General features: G+C 66.5%; 20 protein-coding genes. 12 read left to right on the top strand and 8 right to left on the bottom strand.

All coding sequences use genetic code 11. From position 1 onward, the window contains the following. Positions 1-63: 63 nt before the first annotated feature. Entirely contained in the window at positions 64-627 is a 564-nt protein-coding gene (locus WS49_RS07435) for a hypothetical protein (RefSeq protein ID WP_059525993.1), read from the top strand. 42 nt (positions 628-669) lie between these two features. Here WS49_RS07435 and WS49_RS07430 read toward each other — a convergent pair whose 3' ends face one another. The 4 genes from WS49_RS07430 to WS49_RS07415 form a co-directional block, all read right to left on the bottom strand. Next, a complete protein-coding gene (locus WS49_RS07430; RefSeq protein WP_059525991.1) occupies positions 670-1788 on the bottom strand; it encodes a polyamine ABC transporter substrate-binding protein in 1119 nt (372 codons plus the stop codon). 193 nt (positions 1789-1981) lie between these two features. Further along, entirely contained in the window at positions 1982-2269 is a 288-nt protein-coding gene (locus WS49_RS07425) for a hypothetical protein (RefSeq protein ID WP_156436994.1), read from the bottom strand. Positions 2270-2600: 331 nt separating this feature from the next. Continuing rightward, complete coding sequence (locus tag WS49_RS07420) at positions 2601-3293, bottom strand: pentapeptide repeat-containing protein (protein WP_059525988.1); 693 nt, start codon at positions 3291-3293, stop codon at positions 2601-2603. A gap of 84 nt (positions 3294-3377) precedes the next feature. Next, positions 3378-4016, bottom strand: a complete 639-nt coding sequence (locus tag WS49_RS07415; protein ID WP_059525986.1) for a TetR/AcrR family transcriptional regulator — start codon at positions 4014-4016, stop codon at positions 3378-3380. Positions 4017-4289: 273 nt separating this feature from the next. Between WS49_RS07415 and WS49_RS07410 the strand changes: the two genes are divergently transcribed. Beyond that, complete coding sequence (locus tag WS49_RS07410) at positions 4290-5477, top strand: YncE family protein (RefSeq protein WP_059525985.1); 1188 nt, start codon at positions 4290-4292, stop codon at positions 5475-5477. Positions 5478-5527: 50 nt separating this feature from the next. On the opposite strand, the gene WS49_RS35990 is transcribed toward WS49_RS07410, so the two are convergent. Beyond that, complete coding sequence (locus WS49_RS35990; RefSeq protein ID WP_006750603.1) at positions 5528-5662, bottom strand: hypothetical protein; 135 nt, start codon at positions 5660-5662, stop codon at positions 5528-5530. Positions 5663-6064: 402 nt separating this feature from the next. Here WS49_RS35990 and WS49_RS07400 point away from each other — a divergent pair, with 402 nt between their 5' ends. From WS49_RS07400 to ampC, 3 genes are all read left to right on the top strand, one after another. Further along, positions 6065-6481, top strand: coding sequence for a hypothetical protein (locus WS49_RS07400; RefSeq protein WP_059525981.1), 417 nt, complete (start codon positions 6065-6067; stop codon positions 6479-6481). Between the two features lie 102 nt (positions 6482-6583). Beyond that, positions 6584-7396: an alpha/beta fold hydrolase gene (locus WS49_RS07395; RefSeq protein ID WP_059525979.1), complete on the top strand. Its 813-nt coding sequence runs from the start codon at positions 6584-6586 to the stop codon at positions 7394-7396. A 186-nt stretch (positions 7397-7582) separates the two neighbouring features. After that, the gene (gene ampC / locus WS49_RS07390) at positions 7583-8752 is read left to right on the top strand and encodes a class C beta-lactamase (RefSeq protein ID WP_059525977.1); all 1170 of its coding nucleotides are present in this window, start codon (positions 7583-7585) and stop codon (positions 8750-8752) included. A 174-nt stretch (positions 8753-8926) separates the two neighbouring features. Here ampC and shc read toward each other — a convergent pair whose 3' ends face one another. Beyond that, positions 8927-10972: a squalene--hopene cyclase gene (gene shc, locus WS49_RS07385; protein ID WP_059525975.1), complete on the bottom strand. Its 2046-nt coding sequence runs from the start codon at positions 10970-10972 to the stop codon at positions 8927-8929. 52 nt (positions 10973-11024) lie between these two features. Between shc and WS49_RS07380 the strand changes: the two genes are divergently transcribed. Then, positions 11025-11729, top strand: a complete 705-nt coding sequence (locus WS49_RS07380) for a TetR/AcrR family transcriptional regulator (RefSeq protein WP_059525973.1) — start codon at positions 11025-11027, stop codon at positions 11727-11729. 15 nt (positions 11730-11744) lie between these two features. Here the strand turns inward: WS49_RS07380 and WS49_RS34865 are convergent, their stop codons facing one another. Continuing rightward, positions 11745-12101, bottom strand: coding sequence for a hypothetical protein (locus WS49_RS34865; protein WP_156441355.1), 357 nt, complete (start codon positions 12099-12101; stop codon positions 11745-11747). Between the two features lie 144 nt (positions 12102-12245). Between WS49_RS34865 and WS49_RS07375 the strand changes: the two genes are divergently transcribed. Next, a complete protein-coding gene (locus WS49_RS07375) occupies positions 12246-12500 on the top strand; it encodes a hypothetical protein (protein WP_059525971.1) in 255 nt (84 codons plus the stop codon). A 144-nt stretch (positions 12501-12644) separates the two neighbouring features. Then, the gene (locus WS49_RS07370; RefSeq protein WP_059525969.1) at positions 12645-13817 is read left to right on the top strand and encodes a 4-hydroxybenzoate 3-monooxygenase; all 1173 of its coding nucleotides are present in this window, start codon (positions 12645-12647) and stop codon (positions 13815-13817) included. Positions 13818-13900: 83 nt separating this feature from the next. Here the strand turns inward: WS49_RS07370 and WS49_RS07365 are convergent, their stop codons facing one another. Then, complete coding sequence (locus WS49_RS07365) at positions 13901-14800, bottom strand: helix-turn-helix domain-containing protein (RefSeq protein WP_059525967.1); 900 nt, start codon at positions 14798-14800, stop codon at positions 13901-13903. A gap of 183 nt (positions 14801-14983) precedes the next feature. On the opposite strand from WS49_RS07365, the gene WS49_RS07360 reads away from it, so the two are divergent. The 4 genes from WS49_RS07360 (at position 14984) to WS49_RS07340 (ending at position 19618) form a co-directional block, all read left to right on the top strand. Continuing rightward, complete coding sequence (locus WS49_RS07360) at positions 14984-15820, top strand: SDR family NAD(P)-dependent oxidoreductase (protein ID WP_059525965.1); 837 nt, start codon at positions 14984-14986, stop codon at positions 15818-15820. Between the two features lie 85 nt (positions 15821-15905). Then, positions 15906-17687 (top strand): FAD-dependent oxidoreductase, encoded by a 1782-nt coding sequence (locus WS49_RS07355; RefSeq protein WP_257127639.1) that lies wholly within the window; start codon positions 15906-15908, stop codon positions 17685-17687. A 14-nt stretch (positions 17688-17701) separates the two neighbouring features. Beyond that, a complete protein-coding gene (locus WS49_RS07350) occupies positions 17702-18043 on the top strand; it encodes an NIPSNAP family protein (RefSeq protein ID WP_059526028.1) in 342 nt (113 codons plus the stop codon). A gap of 201 nt (positions 18044-18244) precedes the next feature. Beyond that, positions 18245-19618: an MFS transporter gene (locus tag WS49_RS07340; RefSeq protein ID WP_059525960.1), complete on the top strand. Its 1374-nt coding sequence runs from the start codon at positions 18245-18247 to the stop codon at positions 19616-19618. Positions 19619-19656: the final 38 nt, after the last annotated feature.

Genomic DNA, 19656 nt, shown 5'->3' with positions numbered 1-19656 from the left:
GCGCCGGGATGCGCGACCCGGCGCACGCCGCGGTTCAATTCAACTTCATCACCGGAATTCACGATGCAACGCAACAATCGAACGATCGGCGTGATGGGCTCGGGCAAGGAACCGTGGCTCGCGTTTTCCGAGCCGCTCGGCGCATGGCTCGCACAGGCCGGCTTCAACCTGCTGACGGGCGGCGGCCAGGGCGTGATGCTGGCGGTCGCGCGTGCGTTCGCCGGCGTGCCGGGACGGGCCGGCCGGTCGATCGGCATCGTGCCGACGCAGGCCGATCCGCACGCGGGCTTCGTGCCGCTCGAAGGCTATCCGCATCCGTTCGTCGAGATCCCGATCCTCACGCCGCTGCCGCGCCGCGAACCGGGCGCCGAACCGCATACCATCAACCGGAACTACGTGAACGTGCTGAGCAGCGACCTGATCGTCGCGCTGCCCGGCGGGCACGGGACGGCCGAGGAGATCGCGCTCGCGCGGCGCTGGCGCAAGCCGCTCATCTGCCTCGGGCCGGACGGCGCGTTCCGGGAGCTTGCCGCGGGCGCGACGTGCACGTCGTCGCTCGACGATGTGATCCGGTTCATCGACGCCACGTTCGCGGCCGCGTTGCCGCATGCGGCGCGGGTGCAGTGATAGGGCGGCCGTGGCCGTCGCTGCCCGTCGCGAGCTGCCCCGTCAGCGCCCGGTCTTCAGTTGCGCCCACAACCGGTTCTGGAGCCGACGAATTTCGGGCGGCATCGGTTTGAGCAACGTCATCTTGCTCAGTACCTCGTCGGCCGGATAGACCGACGGATCGCGCGCGATCGCGGGCTTCACGAACTGGCGCGCGGCCTTGTTCGCGGTCGGGTAGAACACCGCGTTGGTGATCCCCGCGTTGACCTTCGGGTCCTGCAGGTAGTTGATCCACTTCAGCGCGGCGTCGCGGTTCGGCGCGTCCTTCGGGATCACCATCATGTCGAACCACAGCAGCCCGCCTTCCTTCGGATTCGCGAAGCGGATCTCGTACGGACGCTTCGCTTCCGCTGCCCGGCGATGCGCGATGCCGACGTCGCCGGAATAGCCGAACGACACGCACAGGTCGTTGTTCGCGAGATCGTTGATGTAACCCGACGAGTTGAACTGCGTGATGTACGGGCGCACCTTCTTGAGCACCTCGTATGCGGCGCGGTAATCGGCCGGATTCGTGCTGTTCGGATCCTTGCCCATGTATTGCAGCGTCGCGGCGAACACGTCGACGGCCTGGTCGAGGAACGATACGCCGCAGCTCTTCAGCTTCGCCATGTTGGCCGGGTCGAACACCAGCGCCCAGCTGTCGACCGGCGCCTTGTCGCCTAGCGCTTTCTTCACCGCCTGCACGTTGTAGCCGATGCCGTCGGTGCCATACGCCCACGGCACGCCGTACTGGTTGCCCGGATCGGCGTCGGCGACCATCTTCATCAGCAGCGGATCGAGGTGAGACAGGTTCGGCAGCTTCGTCTTGTCCAGCGGCTGGTAGACGTTCGTCTGGATCTGCTTGGCCATGTAGTTCGATGTCGGCACGACGATGTCGTAGCCGGAGTTCCCCGACAGCAGCTTCGCCTGCAGCGTGTCGTCGCTGTCGTAGTTGTCGTAGCGCACGTGCAGGCCGGTCTGCTTCTGGAAATTCGGGATCGTGTCCGGCGCGATGTAGTCGGACCAGTTGTAGATATTCAGCTCGCCGGCCGCCTGGGCGTTCGTGCTGCCGAAGGCGGCGATGCCCGCGACGGACATCATGGCGGCGGTTGCGATGGCGCGGCGAAGGGTGCGGAGTTGCATGGCATGTCTTCCGTATTGGAGCGCGCGGTGCTCGGCGGTTGGCGAGTCGCCGCGCCACGGTTCAAGGGTGGACGTGTGTAACCGGCCGGCATTCGAAACGAGCGCCGGCGATGCACGATGATCGGGAGTCCATTCGGTCTACGAAGCGAATCACACGGACACGATGCGCAGGTCGAACGGAAGGCAGGGGGCGCTAAGGCAGGAGCGATGCGACGTCGTCGGTGTGGATCGCAACGAACGCGCGTGCGGCGACGGCGTTGTGACGGCGGACGGAACGGCGGGACAGGATGGTATAGATCGACAGATGCAGGCGAGGACTCTGCCGGCGGTCACTGTCGCCGGCGGACGAGATCGCGACGCGTACGTTGCGCGCATCGCCTCGTCTCCACCGCACCAGCGGGCCACGGATTCTCACGTTACTCTCGACCGGGTTGTTGAAAGTATTGAACACCTGGCGACTCGCGGACGCTTGCCGTTTCATGCTTCGATCGTCGCGCTTGCCGCGCGGCGATATCGAAGCGTTGAAGCAAAACGAAAGCATGTTGCAAAGTGGGATCGCCGAAACATGACGTTCCTGTGAATCATCAGGTAAATCGCTGTAAGGATGTCTCCGGATTTTCCCTAGTGATTTGAATGCCGTTGGGTTCGGTCGGCGAATGTGAGCGCGCGGGACATGCGTGGTGCGCGCCGGTCGGAATGCCGCCGAAGTGACGAAAATATTCGACAGATCGCCGGTGGCATTTGCACCATGCGCGGTTCGCGCGCGAAGTCGCGGATATCGGCCGCGATGCGAAGCAATGCGCGTGCAGTCGTCAGGCGACCCGGATCCCCAGATTCTCGATCAGCATCGCGGCCTGGTCATACGAGATGGTCGCGCCGCGCAGCACGCCCGACGCGAGCAGCTTCGGCGTGCCGCCGAGTTCCACGTCGCGCAGGTCGGCTCCATCGAACCGGACGTCGTTCAGATGCGCGTTGCGCAGGCTGCCGCCTTCGAACACGGCGTCGCGAAAGTCGGTGCCGGCGAGATCGGCATCCGAGAAGTCGAGCGCCACGAGCCGCGTCTTTCGGAACGAGAAACGGCGCAGACTCGCGCCGACCAGCAGCGTGTTCGAGAACTCGATGCCGAGTGACTTGCATTCCTCGAAGTCCGCGCCGGTGAGCCTGCATTCGTCGAAGCGTGCGGAGCTCAGCTTGCTGCGGCGCCAGCTCGTGTTGTTGAGATCGCAGGACTGAAACTGCGCGTCCTCCAGGTCGGCCGACGCGAAGCTCGTCTGGCGCGCGCGGCAGCGAATCCACGTGGTCTGCGCGAGGGTCGCGCCGACGAACGATGCTTCCGCGAGCGCGCAGCGCTCGAATCGCACGCCGCGCAAATCGAGCCGCGACAGGTCCGCGCCTTCGAGGTCGCAGTCTTCGAGACGAATCGGCGCGGGCGAGCCTTCGACGAGAAGCAGCAGGTCGGCGCGATCGAGCGTTCGGCCGGAGACGGAAACTCCGCAGGTCGTCATGAGGGAATCCAGTGTGAGTTGAAAGGTTCGTGGCCGGTATCGGATGGCATCGGCCGGGTTGCGCGACATCGCGCGCGTTGCCGTTCAGCGCGCCGCCTTCATCCTGGCGGCGACCGGCTTGCCGGCCGGCTCGGGCCGGAACGTCCACAGGATGCGCATCTGCGCGCGCATCGCCTGCTCGTCCACCGGAATCAGGCAGTACGCGAGCCCGATGCGGCTGATCAGCGCGATGATGTCGTCAAGTGCGGGCACCTGCGCGCCATGCAGGGCGACGTATTCGCGGTACGGCCGTTCCAGCACGCGTTGCCACATCGGCGCGACGTTCTCGACGATGTAGCCGAACACCTCCGTGGAGACGCTCGTCGCGAGATAGTTGTGGTGAAAACCGCCGTGATGACGATCGCGGTAGCGCACCGCGAAGCACATGCTTTCCTCGCAATAGGCCTCGAAGTCGTGCTCGAAGCCGGTGAGCGCACGCTGCATCTCGTCGAAGAACGCGGCATTCTCGACGCCGATCACGCCCTGGATCAGTTCCTTCTTCGTGCCGAAATAGCGGTACAGCGTGCGTCGAGAAATGTTCGCGCGGCGCGCGACGTCGTCGATCGACAGACGGTCGATCCCGTGCTCGATCATCGTGTCGAGCGTCGCGCGCAGGATGGCATTTCGCCCGTCGTTGACACTGTCCCTCCTGCTGGCGTCGCCCCAGCGCAGTTGCCGATCCATGCGTTTCCTCGATGCCGTGAGTGTCGTGAGTCGCGCGGCGTGTGCCGATGTGCCGACCGAATGCGCCGGTTCGGAATTCTCGCACACGTTGTCACAAATTGATTGATCTGTGACATAGCGTGGGACGCATCAACCCGCCCTGCATGTTCTCGAGCCGCGGGCACGAGACGCCGGATTCGCGGGCTTTCATGCATCATGCGGTTGCATCGACCCGTCGAGCAGCGGGGTCGTGCGAGTCATTGCGTCCGCAACCAATCCGGAGAACCGACCGCCATGCATTCGAATCCCTTGCGCCTTCGTCGCGCCCGCCTGCTCGCCGCGCTGACGCTCGTCACCACTGCCGTCGCGGCGCATGCGGCCGACTGGATCGTGTCCGGCAACGACGGCAAGTACCAGCGCGTCGAAGGGCGCGATACTTATCTCGCGTCGCCGCCCGCCGACACGCTGACGCTGCTCGACGCGAGCGTGGTTCCGCCGAAGGTCGTGCTGCAGGTCGATGTCGCGAACGGCATCCAGGGGCCGCCGCAGGCCGTCGCGATCGCGCCCGGCGCGAAGCTCGCGCTGGTCGGCGCGCCGACGCGCTATGACCAGAACGCGAAGCAGCTCGTGTACGACACGTTCCTGCAGGTCGTGAACCTCGATGCGTCGCCGCCGGCAATCACGCGTATCGAACTCGGCACGCACCCGCAGGGGATCGCGATCGACCGGTCGGGCCGGCTTGCGCTGGTGGCGAACGTCGACGGCAGCGTGTCGATCCTGCGGATCGACGGGACGCAGGTGACACTCGACGGCAACCTGAGGATCAGCAAGAAGCGGCTCGCGGGGATCAGCTTCACGCACGACGGCAAGCATGCGCTCGTGTCGCTGCGCGACGAGCAGGGCGTCGCGGTGCTGAACGTCGACGACGGCAAGGTGACCGACAGCGGCACGCGGCTGAGCACGGGCGTCGCGCCTTATACGATCGACGTGTCGAGCGACAATCGCTGGGCCGTCGTCAGCAACGTCGGGCTCGCGGGGCTGCCGGGTTACACAGGCACGCTCGCGGGCGATGCCGATTCGGTCGCGCTGATCGACGTGTCGCGCGCGCCGTTCCGTACGGTCCAGTACCTGACGGTGCCGTCGCTGCCGGAAGGCGTCGCGATCTCGCCGAACGGGAAGTGGATCGCCGTGCAGGCGATGGACGGCTCGAACCTGACCGCCGACAACACGGGTCGCCACAAGCTCGGCAGGGTGGTGCTGTTCGAGATCCGCGACGGCCGTGCGGTGCAGACGAGCGACGTGCCGGGCGGCGAAGCCGCGCAGGGTATCGTGTTTACCGCCGATAGCCGGCACGTGATCGTGCAGTTCAACGTCGAGCGCCAGCTCGCGCTGTATGCGGTCGAAGGCGGCAAGCTGCGCGATACGGGCAAGCGCATTGCGCTGTCGGGCGGGCCGTCGTCGTTGAGGACGTTGCCGCGGTGATGTGTTGAAGCGTTGACGGGCTGGTCGTGTTCGCGCTGCGCCGACCGCCGTTACGGGCGCAGCAGGTCGAATCCGCCGAACACGACCACGCCGCTGAGCGCAATCATCGCGACCGAATGCTGGCCGAAGTAGAGAATCGCGGCCGCGAGCCACGTGGTCAGGCAGAAGGCGCCGATGCGGGCCATCGTGAGTTCCTCGAAATGCGTGATGAAGGGTGTGCGTGCCGGAGTCGGCGCGTCGTGATGTCGATGCGGGCGCGGGGCTCGCGCACCGACGGCGCCGGACGGCATCGCGTATCGGGCCCGATCGGGCGGGCGTCGACGCGGGGTAGCCCGCGCGGCCTTGCCGGAAGCAGCCGGTGTGCTGCGGCAGCAGGCCAGCGGGCGATTTTACCAGCGTCGACGGTCGGCTAATCTGGCCCCTTCGCGACAATCGACGGTGCGCGTACGGCAGCCACGGCGCAGGCGCCGTTTCAACGCACTTCGGAGGGCGGGGCTTAAAGTTTTGTCCGACGAATGCCGTAAACGAGTTGCAAGGTATCCCTTGTTCAACCGACCCGAGTCGCACACTCATTACGGACCGACACGATGCAGATCGATCTTTCTTCCGCCGCGCAGACTTCGCTCACCACCGGTCAGACGGCCACCGGCGCCGCGTCGACGGCGACGTCCACCGCGTCGTCGCCGACGGGCAATGCGGCGCCGGCCGACGGCGCGGGGCAGACGCCGGGCGCGTCGGGATCCTCGTTGGAGGATCCCGCGGTCAAGCAGCTGAAGCAACTCATCGAGCGCTTGCAGAAGCAGCTCGCGCAAGTGCAGCAGCAAATGGCCGCCGCCGCGCAGCGCGCGAAGAACGATCCGGCCGCGGCGATCGAGCAGCAGACGCTGAGCGCGGAAGCGAGCACGATCTCCGCCGCGCTGTCGACGGCGATCGCGCAGCTTGCGCAGGCGATCCAGAAGTCCGGCGGTTCGACCTCAGGCGGGCTGGTGTCGACGCAGGCCTGACGGCACGGCGCCGCACCGTCGCGCAGGGCGCGGACGCATCGCGGCACGCCACCCCGCGCATTACAATCGCAAGCTCGTCTCCCTCGTAAGGATGGCAGAACGATGAATGCGGAATTCAGCGACGACGATCTCGTCCGTTTCGACGCGCAAGGCGGCACGCCGCTGCCGGCGGCCGACGCCGAAGGATGGCTGGACCACGACGGCGCGCGCATCTGGCACGCGTCGTTCGGTGATGGGCCGCCGGTCGTGCTGCTGCACGGCGGTCTCGGCCACGGCGGCAACTGGGGCGACCAGGTGCCGGCGCTGCTCGCTGCCGGCTACCGCGCGATCGTGATCGACAGTCGCGGCCACGGCCGTAGCACGCGCGACGATCGCCCGTATTCCTACGAACGCATGGCCTCCGACGTGCTCGCGGTGCTCGATGCGCTGCACATCGGGCGCGCGCGCTTCGTCGGCTGGAGCGACGGTGCGTGCGTGTCGCTCGTGCTGGCTGCCCGCGCGCCGGAGCGTGTGGTGGGCGTGTTCTTCTTCGCGTGCAACATGGATCCGGGCGGCACGAAGGAGATGGTGCCGAGCCCGCTGATCGACCGCTGCTTCGCGCGGCACCGCAAGGACTACGCGCGGTTGTCCGCGACGCCGTGCGAGTTCGATGCGTTCGTCGCGGCCGTCAGCGAAATGATGCGCACGCAACCGGATTACAGCGCGGCCGACCTCGCGGCGATCGCCGTGCCGGTCGCGATCGTGCAGGGTGAGCACGACGAATTCATCCGCCCCGACCATGCAGCGTATCTCGCACACACGATTCCGGGCGCGACGCTGACGATCCTGCCAGGCGTGAGCCACTTTGCGCCGCTGCAACGGCCGGCGCGCTTCAACGCCGCGATGCTGGCGTTTCTCGACCGGTTGGCGGACTGACGTCCGCATGGCCGGTTCGCGCGCCGCATAAGTTTTTCTTTAGGCTCGCGCAAAATTTCATCGATTGTTGGCAAGCGGCCGGCGGTGGATAGTCCTTGCTCGACAGGCCGGCTGCCGCAGTCCTCGCGCGGTGCGGCCGGACCTGTTGTTCACGCAACCATCACAAAAATCGAAGGAACCGCAATCATGCGATTCAACGCGATCCGCATCGCCGCGACCCTGTTCGTCGCCGCGTGCGCCGCCGCCATGGCCGGCCGCTCGGCCGCCGCCACGCAGGACGAAATTCACGACACCGTGACGCGCCACGTCGCGCCGCTGATGAAGCAGTTCGCCATTCCCGGCATGGCGATCGGCGTCGTCGCCGACGGCAAGCCTTATGTGTTCGACTACGGCGTGATGTCGACGCAAACCGGCAAGCCGGTGACCGGCGATACGCTGTTCGAGATCGGCTCCGTCAGCAAGACGCTGACCGCGACGCTCGCGGCCGACGCACAGGAAGGCGGCGAACTGTCGCTCGCGGACCCGGCCGGCAAGTACCTTCCCGCGCTGCAGGGCAAGCCGTTCGGTGTCGTCACGCTGCTCAATCTCGGCACGCATACGCCCGGCGGAATGCCGCTGCAGGTGCCGGACAGCATCCGCGACGATGCGGACCTGATGCGCTATCTCGACGCATGGCGGCCTGCGTATGCGCCGGGCACGCGTCGCACGTATTCGAACGTCGCGATCGGGATGCTCGGTTTTCTCACCGCGAAGGCGATGCACGAAGACTTCGCGGTGCTGATGGAACAGCGGCTGTTCCCCGCGCTCGGGATGACGCATACCTACATCGACGTGCCCGCCGCGCGCCAGGCCGACTATGCGCAGGGTTATACGCAGGACGGCAAGCCGATCCGGATGACGGGCGGCATGCTGTGGCAGCCGGCGTACGGCGTCAGGACGACGGCGGCCGACCTGCTGCGCTTCGTGCAGGCGAACATGGGGCTCGTCGAAACGTCGCCGCGGCTGCAGCGCGCGCTCGAACGCACGCATACCGGCTATTTCCGTGCGGGCCCGTTCACACAGGACCTGATCTGGGAACAGTATCCGTATCCGGTCGCGTTGCCGACGCTGCTCGCGGGGAATGCGCCGCCGATGCTCTACAACGCGACACCCGCGACCAAAATCGAGCCGCCGCTCAAGCCGCGCCCGGACACGTGGATCAACAAGACGGGGTCGACCAACGGCTTCAGTACGTATGTCGCGTTCGTTCCCGCGAAGCGGATCGCGATCGTGATGCTCGCGAACCGCAGCTTCCCGATCGAGGATCGCGTGAAGACCGCGTACCGGATCGTCGAGTCGCTGCAGGGCAAGCCGTAACCTGCGTCGTGCCGGCCCGCGTGGAATTGCCGACGATCGGCGTGCGGTGTCCGAGAGCGATCCGCGCGACGAGCGAGCGGGAAGGGTGGCGGATCAAAGCGTGATCGCGCCGGACGCCGTGACGCGCGCCGGCGCGTTGCCGCCCGAGCCTGGGCTCGGACATGACGCATATGCTCAGGCGAGCGCGGTGTCGGTGGTGTGCGAGGTCGCCACGCCGGACCCGCTGGAAGAAGACGCACCGGCCAGACGCCGATAGCGCGCGAGCGCCCACAGCGGGAAGTACGCGGTGTAACCGTGATACTTCAGGTAAAAGATGCGCGGAAAGCCCGGCGCATTGTGCGATCGGTGCCACCAGAAGCCGTCGTCCTGCTGCACCGATTGCAGATACGCGATGCCGCGTTTCACCGAGTCGGATTCGCAATCGCCGAACGCCATCTGCGCGAGCAGCGCCCACGCGGTGAAGTTCGACGCGCTTTCGCCCGCGTTGGTGCCGGCGAGCGCCGGGTCGATGTAGCTGTCGTTCGTTTCGCCCCAGCCGCCGTCCGCGTGCTGTCGCGCGCGCAGCCATGCGAGCGCACGGGCGATGTACGGTTGCGACGGGTCCTCGCCCGCGAGCGCCAGCCCGGCCAGCACGCTCCACGTGCCGTAGATGTAGTTCGTGCCCCAGCGGCCCCACCAGCTGCCGTCGGGTTGCTGCGTGCGCTTCACGTAGTCGATCGCGCGCGCGAGCGACGCGCGGTCGTCCGCGCGCTTCGTGACGCCGAAGCACAGCAGCACGCGGCCCGACACGTCCTCGGTCGGCGGATCGAGCAGCGCGCCGTGATCGGCGAACGGGATCGCATTCAGGTACATGCGGTCGCAATCGGCGTCGAAGGCCGCGAAGCCGCCGTTGCGCGATTGCAGGCCACGCATCCAGTCGAGCGCGCGTGCGACGCGCGCCGCATACGGGTGCGAGCCGTCCGCGTTGCGATGCGTGCGGCCGCGACGGTCGAGCATCGCGGTGACGACCGCGGTGTCGTCGATGTCAGGGTAGTACGGGTTCGCGTACTGGAACGCCCAAGCGCCCGGTTGCGTGTCGGCGGGCGCGTTCTCGACCCAGTCGCCGCGCAGGTCGTTCACCTGACGCTCGGCGAGCCAGTCGTACGCGCGCGTGATGCGCGCGTCGAGTTCATCCAGTGCACTCGCGGGTGCGCCGGCTTCCGGCGCGGCCACGCCGCGTGCCTGTTCGAGCGCCATCGTGCTCCACGCGGTGTCCCATACCGGCGACAGGCACGGCTGGCAGTAGACGCTGCCGTCGGGCCGCGTGACCAGCAGCTTCTCGAGTGCGTTCTCGCAGTCGCGGCGCAACGGATGATCGTCAGGATAGCCAAGTACGTCCATCATCTGGTAGCTGTACACGATCGGCGGGAAGATTCCGCCGAGGCCGTCCTCGCCGTTCATGCGCTCCGCGCACCATGCTTCCGCATGTCGGATCGCGCGCTGCCGCAGGCGTTTCGGCAGCAGCGGCTCGACGTGGCGCACCACGCGGTCGAGCGCGAGGAACGCGCGGCGCATCCCGCGCGCGGGCGGGAAGTACTGGCGTTCCTGGTCGGGCGGCGTGACGAACAGCTCGGGAATCGCGATGTTGCGCGGGTTGCGCGCACGCGCCTTCAGCGAGCACAGCACGAGCAACGGCACCATCGTCGTGCGCGCCCAGTACGCGACCTTGTACATCGAGATCGGCACCCACTTCGGGAACAGCACGAATTCGATCGGCATGAACGGCGCCGCACGCCACGGCACCTGGCCGAACGTCGCGAGCAGGATGCGCGTGAACACGTTCGAGCGTGCGGCGCCGCCGAGCTTCAGGATCGCGTCGCGCGCGCGGACCATGTGCGGCGCATGCTCGCTGTCGCCGGCGGCCTTCAGCGCGAAGTACGCCTTCACGCTGCACGACACATCCGGATCGCCGTCGACGTACAGGTCCCACCCGCCGTGCGTGTCGAGCCGCTGGATCGCGCGCAGGTAGCGCGCCATCTGCGCCTGACGCACGTCGTCGATCTTGTCCATGAAATGCATCATCAGGATGTATTCCGCGGTGATCGTCGCGTCGGACTCGAGTTCGAAACACCAGCTGCCGTCAGGCTGCTGAAGACGCATCAGCGCGTCGCGTCCGCGGGCGATCGCGGCGTCGAGCGCGGACCAGTGGGAGGGGGCGGGTTTGTTCATGCGGCGGATCATACCATCCAGCCGGAATGTTTATATCGAGACCGCGGGTGCTAACATCGCCCCCATGAAAAAACGCCCAGAATCCGCTTCGCGCGACATCTCCACGCCTGTCGACACGGCAGGGCCGGCAGGCGCACCGGAAGCACATGAAGCCGCGCCCGCCGCCGGCGTGCGGCGAAAAAAAGCGCCGGAGCAGGTGCGCGCGCAACTGTTGGAAGCCGCATCCGAGATCGCGACACATCAGGGCGTGGCCGCGTTGACGCTCGACGCGGTCGCCGAACGCGCGGGCGTGACGAAAGGCGCGCTCCAGTATCACTTCGCAAACAAGCAAGGCTTGCTCGATGCACTGTTCGGGCAGGCGACCGAGCGCTTCGCATCGCAGATGGCCGCGCACCGGGCGGCCGATGCGCATGACAATGGCGCGGCGGCGCGCGCGTATCTGCATGCGGTGCTCGACACCGCGCAGCCGGCCGCGAGCACCGACGTGCTGCGCGTGCTGGTCGCGTCGATGATCACCGAGCAGGAAACACGCGCGCGCTGGTCGGTGCCGATGCGTGAGTGGACGCGCCCGGACCCGGTGCCGCTCGAGCAGGCGGCGACGCTGATGATCTGCCGGCTCGCGGCCGACGGGCTGTGGATCTCCGAGCTGCTCGACAGCGTGGAGATTTCGGCCGAGATGCGCGCGGAGATCGTTCGGCAACTGGACCGGATGAGTGCGGGCGAACCGCCGGCGGGCAAGAGCAAGGGCTTGCGCGGCCGGCGCGGCTGAGCGGGTTCGGTCGCCTTACAGCGCGCCGCGACCGGCGCGCCTTCTCACACCCGTTCTTGCGACGGTCGCGTTGACCTTGCTGCGCACGGTGCCGATCCGCACGCCGTGTATGACGCTGTCGATGTCGGTCGTGACGGCCATTTCCGCACGCGTGAGCGTGCCTCGGACCTCCCCAATTCCTGATTGCCGCACGCGCTGCATCGCACGGATGCGGTGCGATCGATTCCAGCAGGCATCCTCAATATTGGGGATGCCGCCGCGAAGCGGAGCATCTACGATCGTCGACGGAGGATCGAGTTGCGGATGCAACCGACGCGGCACGGCGGCGACGTTTCGAAGGCTGCGCGGCAATGATCCGATGATATGACCCAAATCGTTGCACCGATCGGCGGTGTTCTGACACAGAGCGTGCGTACCGTGACGGGAAGCGAGTACGACGTGTCCCGCAAAAAAGACCATGCGGCGACGCGGCGATGACGACAGGCCAGGGCTGTGTTGCGGGGGAGTATCGATCAAATGCTGACGAGAGACTATGTGGAGCGCGAGCTGTCTCATATCGAGAGAATGGTCGCGTTGCTGGAAAGCGATGCCGAAAGCGGTTATGCGGCGATGCCGTGCGCGATGCGCGTCAGTCGTCCAAGTTACTGGCGCGGGCGGATCGAAGCGCTGCTGGCGATTCCCGGCATGCCGCGCCGCGTGACGGAACTCGGCAATGGCCTGCTCGCGAAGATCGACGGGATGGAGTCGGGGCTGACGACGGCGAAACCCTGACCGGGTAGGCGCACGCTACGCATGGCGTGAAGTGCACCCGTCCTTTATCCGTTATCGAGATAGTTCATATTCTGGATATCGCGTTGCGGGATAGCACGCGCCGCCGCCAAACTTGCGCAAAATCAATCCTACCCGGAGACATTCATGCGAACGCAAGTCGGCATCATCGGCGCGGGGCCCGCGGGCCTGCTCCTTTCCCATCTTCTTCATCTGCGCGGCATCGAGTCGGTTGTCCTGGAGTCGCGCAGTCGCGAACAGATCGAGTCCACCATTCGCGCCGGCGTGCTCGAACAGGGCACGATGGACGTGCTGACTGAAGCCGGTGTCGGCGACCGGATGAAAGCGGAAGGCGCGCTGCATCACGGCTTCGAACTCGCGTTCGAAGGCAAGCGCCGCCGCATCGATCTCACCGAACTGACCGGCAAGGCGATTACCGTCTACGCGCAGCACGAGGTGCTCAAGGATCTCGTGGCCGCGCGTGTCGCGGCCGGCGGTGCGCTGTATTTCAACGTATCCGGGACGACGATTTCCGGCATCGAGACCGACGCGCCGTCCATCCGCTTCGTGCACGACGGTGTCGAACAGACGCTCGACTGCGATTTCGTGATCGGCTGCGACGGCTCGCAGGGCGTGTCGCGCACGATGATCCCCGCCGCATTGCGGCAGGACTACGAACGGGTCTTTCCGTTCGGCTGGTTCGGCATTCTCGTCGAAGCGCCGCCGTCGTCGGACGAACTGATCTATGCGCGCCACGAGCGCGGCTTCGCGCTCGTCAGCACGCGTTCGCCGAACGTGCAGCGCATGTATTTCCAGTGCGACCCGAAGGATTCGGTCGACAACTGGTCCGACGATCGTATCTGGGCGGAGATGCATGCGCGCGTCGATTCCGCCGACGGCCAGCGGGTCGTGGAAGGCCGGATCTTCCAGAAGAACATCGTCGGCATGCGCAGCTTCGTGTCGACGACGATGCAGCATGGGCGGCTGTTCCTCGCCGGCGATGCTGCGCATATCGTGCCGCCGACCGGTGCGAAGGGCCTCAACCTCGCGGTGTCGGACGTGCGCATCCTGACGTCCGCGTTGCACGCGTTCTATGACGAAGACCGCACCGACCTGCTCGATGCATACAGCGAGACCGCGCTGCGCCGGATCTGGCGCGCCGAACACTTCTCGTACTGGATGACGCGCATGATGCATCGTCTCGACGACGCGTCGCCGTTCGAGCAGCGTTTGCAGGTCGCGGAGCTCGAGCACGTGACGACGTCGCGCGCGGCGGCGATGGCGATGGCGGAAAACTACGTCGGCGCCGTCGCGGTCTGACGGGCCGCCAGATCTGGCGGGTCGGCTTTTCCGGTCGCGACATCCAGCGTCGCGACCGGCTCCGCCGTCCGGATCGGGCCGGTTCAAGACCGGCCGGGCATCAGGTCGCGATGGGCCGATTCCCTGAATTCGCCCGGCGTCTGACCGGTCTGCTTGCGGAAATAGCGGCTGAAGTACGCGCTGTCCGCAAAGCCCATCTCGTGCGCGATCTGCTTCACGCTCAGATTCGAATAAACCAGATCGCGCTGCGCTTCGCGGATCAGATGCGCGTTGACGACCGCCGTCGTCGAAATCCCCAGTTCCTCGCGGCAGACGCGCGCAAGCTGCGCGGCCGTCACGCCGAGCCGCTCCGCATAGAATTCCACCGGCCGATGCTCGCGGAAGTGTGTGTCGATCAGCTCGCGAAAACGTCGCAGCAACGTCCCGCGCCGGTCGACGCCCGCATGCGACGGCGCTGCCGCGAGATCGCTCAAGCGCGCGACATGCACGACCAGCGCGACCAGCAGCGCCATTCCGGCCGCACCGCGGCCGCGTGAAGTGCTGCGGAATTCCTGTTCGAGCAACGCGAACAAAGGCATCAGCATCGACACGCTCGCGTCCGGCCCCTTGACCGGAATCACGGCCGCACGTTGCAGAATCGACAGTGCGCCCGGCGCGACCGTCTTGACCAGTTTTTCCAGTGCGTGCTGAACGACCGTGATCACGAGGCCATCGATTTGCGGCGAGAACTCGAACGCATGGACCGTCTGCGCGGGCAGCAGCACGAGGCATGGCGGCGCGAACGTGTGCTTCCCGCTCTCGATCACGACATGCCCGTGCCCGCCGCGGATGTACAAAATCTGCAATAGCGCATCGTGGCGGTGCGCGGCGATACGCCAGTCGTTCGGCTGGCTGCGCTCCGGTATCCATTCGAAGTTGAACGCGTCGTACCAAGGCGGACGCGCCGATTCGCCATACAGATCGTAGTTAGGGATTCTCCTCATGCCGCGCGGCCTCCTGTGTACAAATTGTCCTGTTGCTTGCGGCGTTTGTCCAATTTTCGCGCGATGCGCGCTTCTATACTTTTCTCATCGACGTAGCGCTTGCAACTGACGCATCGCGCGACGTTCGGGCAGCGTATGCCGGTTCGATCCGGACATTTCAAGACTATTTGAAGAGGAAACCTAATGATATCGCAAGCAGACAACCGGAAGGTGGACTGGCTGCATCTCGACGGGCAGGTGTGCGTCGTGACGGGAGCGGCGGGCGGCATTGGCACGTCGATTGTCGAAGCGCTCGTGGCGGCCGGTGCGCGAGTCGCACTGCTCGATCGCGACGCGGACAGGACCATTGCCGTTGCGGAGCGGATGCGCACGGCAGGCGGCGATGTCGTTGCGATCGGATGCGACATCGGCGACGCGGCGAGCGTGACCCAAGCCGCTGAACGCGTCGAGCGCGATTTCGGCCCCGCCGACGTACTCGTGAACAATGCCGGCCTGCTGCGTGCCGGCGGCATCGAGACCATCAGCCTGGACGCATGGAACGCGATGCTGCAGGTCAATCTCACCGGCTACATGCTCTGCTCACAGGCGTTCGGCCGCGCGATGCTGGCGCGCGGCTCGGGCTCGATGGTGCATGTCGCGTCGATCGCGGCGCGCTACCCGCAGACGCATAGCGGTGCGTACAGCGCGAGCAAGGCAGCGGTCGCAATGCTCGCGCGACAGCTGGCGGCGGAGTGGGGGCCGCGCGGCATTCGAAGCAATACGGTGTGTCCGGGGATGATCCGCACGCCGCTGTCCGAATCGTTCTATCAGAGCGGGGACATCGAGGCGCGCCGCAGCGCGATGACCGCGAGCCGGCGCATCGGCCGCCCCGACGACATCGCTAACGTCGTCGCGTTTCTCGCGAGTTCGCGCGCCGCGTATGTGAACGGAGCGGAACTGGTGGTCGACGGCGGCCTCGACGCGATGCTGATGGATCTCGTTCCGCGGCCGGGCTATGAGGCCGGTGCCGGCGCAAGGTAGTTCAACGACATTGCCGCGCGTGATGCAGACAGACCGTGTTCAGCGGTGTGGCGGCGCGGCTGTTCCATCCATGGAGGAAGACATGATGAACGATCGGCATCGTTCGAAGCACGTCACGTGCGATCTGCTCGTGATCGGATCGGGAGCGGGCGGCCTGTCCGCCGCGATTACCGCGCGCAAGGCCGGCCTCGACGTGATCGTCGTCGAGAAGGAAGCGTGCTTCGGCGGCACGACCGCGTTTTCCGGCGGCGTGCTGTGGATTCCCGGCAATCGCCACGCGAGTGCAAACGGCGTGCACGATACACGCGAGGCGGCGCGCACGTATTTGCGCGGCGAAACGGGCGCGTTCCGTGACGACGCGGCAATCGAGGCCTTTCTCGAGCACGGCCCGCGCATGCTCGAATTCTTCGAGCGCGAAACGGACGTGAAATTCGTCCCGACACTGTATCCCGACTATCATCCGAACCTGCCCGGCGGCGTCGAAATCGGCCGCTCGGTCGTCGCGGCGCCGTACGATGTGCGGCAGCTTGGGCGCGATCTCGAGCGCCTGCGTCCGCCGTTGAAGACGATCACGTTCATCGGGATGATGTTCAATTCGTCGAACGCGGACCTGAAGCATTTCTTCAACGCAACGCGCTCGCTCAAGTCCGCGTGGTACGTGACGAAGCGGCTCGCCGCGCATCTGAAGGATCTCGCGCTGTACCGGCGCGGCGTGCAGATCACGAGCGGCAACGCGCTCGCTGCGCGACTCGCGAAGTCGGTGCTGGACCTCGGGATCCCGATCCTGACGAACACGCCCGCACGTGAACTCGTGACCGACGGAGACCGCATCGCCGGCGCCATGGTCGGGGCGGACGGCGAGACGTATCGCATTTCCGCGCGCCGTGCGGTCGTGCTGGCGAGCGGCGGCTTCTCGCACGACGTCGCGCGAATCGCGCGTGCGTATCCACACGTCGCGCGCGGCGGCGTGCATGTGTCGCCCGTGCCGGTCGGCAACACCGGCGACGGCGCGAAGCTGGCCGAGCAGGCTGGCGGCCGCGTGGAGATTCGCTATCCGCAACCGGCCGCATGGATGCCCGTTTCGCGCGTGCCGCTCGGTGACGGTCGCTTCGGGGTGTTTCCGCATCTGCTCGATCGCTACAAGCCGGGTGTCATCGGCGTGACCCGTCGCGGCATGCGTTTCACGAACGAATCGAATTCTTACCATGACGTCGGTGCCGCGATGATCGCCGCATGTCGCGACGAGACCGAAACGGCGATGTGGCTCGTGTGCGATCGCGCGACGATCCGCAAATACGGGCTCGGCTTTGCGAAACCCGCACCGGTGCCGCTCGGGCCGCTGCTGCGCAACGGCTATCTCGTGCAAGGCCGCACGCTGGCGGAACTCGCGCAGCGGGCCGGTATCGATGCGGCGAATCTGGAGGCAACCGTGCAGCGCTACAACCGTGACGCCGAGCGTGGTGAGGATTCCGAATTCGGCCGCGGCACGACGTCGTTCAACCGCTATCTCGGCGACGCCGATCATCGTCCGAATCCGTGCGTGGCGCCGCTCGGCAACGGGCCGTATTACGCGCTGAAGGTGGTGATGGGCGATCTCGGCACCTTCGACGGAATCCGTACCAACGCGGTCGGGCAGGTGCTGGCAGTCGACGACCGGCCGATCGCCGGCCTGTATGCGGTCGGCAACGATCGCGCCAGCATCATGGGTGGAAACTATCCGGGTGCAGGGATCACGCTCGGTCCAATCATGACGTTCGGCTATCTGAGCGCGCGCCATATCGCGGGGCTCATCGACCTGACATGCCCCACCGAGCCGACACCATGCGCTGCCGTGGCGCATCCCGCCGACACGCGCGCGACCGCGTGAACCCGGAGCACACCATGACTACCGCGAAAGAATTCATCGACCATCGCATCTATACGATCCGGCCGCGCGGCATGGCCGAATTCATCGAGATCTTCGACCGGCTCGCGATGCCGATCCAGGTGAAGTATCTCGGTGCGCCCGTCGGCTTCTACATGAGCGACATCGGCGCATTGAATCAGGTCGTTCACTTGTGGGGCTACGACAGCATCGCCGATTACGACGCGCGGCGCACCGCGCGCGATGCCGATCCGGACTGGCCCGCGTATCTGCAGGCGTCCGGCCATCTGATCGTCGCGCAGGAAAGCCGCATCATCCGCCGCGTCGAGTTCCCGAGCCTCGCGTACCTGACGCGCTGAGTCCATGACGACGACACCCGTTACGACATGGACGCCATTCGCGTGGAGAGGGTGGCGGTCGTGACGGGCGCCGCCGATGCGCCTAGTTGACCTGTGCACGTCACCCGGACGCCAGACATACAACGAAACATGAACATGAAGATATCCGCGCGCGGGCGGCGCATCAGTGCCGTCTTGCGCCCGGACTGAAGGAGACACACGATGAAAACCCAACCGCGTACGCTCGACGTGCAGTCGTTCATCGACGCCGAGCGCTTTTCCCCTTGCCAGTGGCTGATCCTGATCCAGTGCTTCCTGGTCGTGGCCGCCGACGGCTACGACACGGCCGCGATCGGTTTCATCGCGCCCGCGCTGACGCACGACTGGGGCATCGCGCGCAGCGCGCTCGGCCCGGTGATGAGCGCGGCGCTGGCCGGACTCGGCATCGGCGCACTCGCCGCCGGCCCCTGCGCGGACCGGCTCGGCCGCAAGACCGTGCTCGTGCTGTCGGTTGTGTGCTTCGGCGCGTGGAGCATGGTGTCCGCGCATGCGCAGTCGATCGAGGCGCTGACCGCCTTTCGCTTTCTGACCGGGCTCGGCCTCGGCGCGGCGATGCCGAACGCCGTCACGCTGATGGCGGAATATGCACCGGCCCGGATTCGTGGCGTGGCCGTCAACGCGATGTTCTGCGGCTTCTCGTGCGGGCTCGCGGTGGGTGGCATCACGTCGGCATGGCTGATTCCGCACTTCGGCTGGCAAAGCGTGCTGACCGCGGGCGGCATCGGGCCGATCGCGCTGGCGGTCGCGCTCGTGATGCTGCTGCCCGAGTCGGCGCAGTATCTCGCGGCGCGACCGGGCACGCATGCGCGCATCGCGCGCATCCTCGCACGGATCGCACCGAACGAGCGCTTCGACGACCGTACCTTCGTGGCCGCCGGCGCGCGTCCGCAGGCCGACGGGGCGTCCGCGCTCGCGCTGGTGCTGTCCGCGCAGTTTCGTTCGCGCACGCTGATGCTGTGGGCGGCCTACTTCATGGGGCTGCTGATCTATTACCTGCTGACCAACTGGATGCCGACGCTGCTTCGCGATGCGGGCTTCAGTGCCGAAGGCGGCGCGCTGATGACGTCGCTGTTCCCGCTGGGCGGCGTGCTCGGCAACCTCGGCGTCGGATGGCTGATGGATCGCTTCAATCCGAACCGGACGATCGTGTTCGCGTATGTCGTGGCTGCGCTGCTGGTGCCGGTGGCGAGCCGCACGATCGGGCATGCCGCGTGGCTCGGCACGTTGATCTTCCTGTGCGGCACCGTGGTAACCAGCGCGGTGACGTCGATGTCGGCCTATGCGGCGAGCCTGTATCCGACGCGTTGCCGCGCGACGGGCGTGGCCTGGATGCTCGGCATCGGACGGATCGGCGGCGTGGCCGGCGCGTTCGCCGGCGCGCTGCTGATGGGGCTCGGCTGGCGCTTCGGCGATGTGTTCAGCCTGCTCGCGGTGCCGGCGCTCGTCGCGGCCGGTGCGTTGCATGCGATCGGCCGTTGCCGCACGGAAATCACGGAACATGAGCGCGCGAGTGGCGCGGCCGTGCAGCAACACTGATGCGGCGGGGGCCTGCCGAGCACATGCGGGCGCGTTGC

The sequence above is a fragment of the Burkholderia sp. RF7-non_BP4 genome (assembly GCF_001521935.1).
In the GTDB taxonomy this organism is placed as follows: domain Bacteria; phylum Pseudomonadota; class Gammaproteobacteria; order Burkholderiales; family Burkholderiaceae; genus Burkholderia; species Burkholderia diffusa.
This window is presented reverse-complemented; position numbering and strand designations above follow the sequence as displayed.

What these genes read in the sequence shown, in the direction of transcription:
- WS49_RS07365 (WP_059525967.1), bottom strand. Translation starts at nt 14,800, where the DNA reads ATGAGGAGAATCCCTAACTACGATCTGTATGGCGAATCGGCGCGTCCG.
- WS49_RS07420 (WP_059525988.1), bottom strand. Translation starts at nt 3,293, where the DNA reads ATGACGACCTGCGGAGTTTCCGTCTCCGGCCGAACGCTCGATCGCGCC.
- WS49_RS07410 (WP_059525985.1), top strand. Translation starts at nt 4,290, where the DNA reads ATGCATTCGAATCCCTTGCGCCTTCGTCGCGCCCGCCTGCTCGCCGCG.
- WS49_RS07355 (WP_257127639.1), top strand. Translation starts at nt 15,906, where the DNA reads ATGAACGATCGGCATCGTTCGAAGCACGTCACGTGCGATCTGCTCGTG.
- WS49_RS07360 (WP_059525965.1), top strand. Translation starts at nt 14,984, where the DNA reads ATGATATCGCAAGCAGACAACCGGAAGGTGGACTGGCTGCATCTCGAC.
- ampC (WP_059525977.1), top strand. Translation starts at nt 7,583, where the DNA reads ATGCGATTCAACGCGATCCGCATCGCCGCGACCCTGTTCGTCGCCGCG.
- WS49_RS07375 (WP_059525971.1), top strand. Translation starts at nt 12,246, where the DNA reads ATGCTGACGAGAGACTATGTGGAGCGCGAGCTGTCTCATATCGAGAGA.
- WS49_RS35990 (WP_006750603.1), bottom strand. Translation starts at nt 5,662, where the DNA reads ATGGCCCGCATCGGCGCCTTCTGCCTGACCACGTGGCTCGCGGCCGCG.
- WS49_RS07380 (WP_059525973.1), top strand. Translation starts at nt 11,025, where the DNA reads ATGAAAAAACGCCCAGAATCCGCTTCGCGCGACATCTCCACGCCTGTC.
- WS49_RS07430 (WP_059525991.1), bottom strand. Translation starts at nt 1,788, where the DNA reads ATGCAACTCCGCACCCTTCGCCGCGCCATCGCAACCGCCGCCATGATG.
- WS49_RS07350 (WP_059526028.1), top strand. Translation starts at nt 17,702, where the DNA reads ATGACTACCGCGAAAGAATTCATCGACCATCGCATCTATACGATCCGG.
- WS49_RS07395 (WP_059525979.1), top strand. Translation starts at nt 6,584, where the DNA reads ATGAATGCGGAATTCAGCGACGACGATCTCGTCCGTTTCGACGCGCAA.
- WS49_RS07425 (WP_156436994.1), bottom strand. Translation starts at nt 2,269, where the DNA reads ATGAAACGGCAAGCGTCCGCGAGTCGCCAGGTGTTCAATACTTTCAAC.
- shc (WP_059525975.1), bottom strand. Translation starts at nt 10,972, where the DNA reads ATGATCCGCCGCATGAACAAACCCGCCCCCTCCCACTGGTCCGCGCTC.
- WS49_RS07400 (WP_059525981.1), top strand. Translation starts at nt 6,065, where the DNA reads ATGCAGATCGATCTTTCTTCCGCCGCGCAGACTTCGCTCACCACCGGT.
- WS49_RS07370 (WP_059525969.1), top strand. Translation starts at nt 12,645, where the DNA reads ATGCGAACGCAAGTCGGCATCATCGGCGCGGGGCCCGCGGGCCTGCTC.
- WS49_RS07415 (WP_059525986.1), bottom strand. Translation starts at nt 4,016, where the DNA reads ATGGATCGGCAACTGCGCTGGGGCGACGCCAGCAGGAGGGACAGTGTC.
- WS49_RS07435 (WP_059525993.1), top strand. Translation starts at nt 64, where the DNA reads ATGCAACGCAACAATCGAACGATCGGCGTGATGGGCTCGGGCAAGGAA.
- WS49_RS07340 (WP_059525960.1), top strand. Translation starts at nt 18,245, where the DNA reads ATGAAAACCCAACCGCGTACGCTCGACGTGCAGTCGTTCATCGACGCC.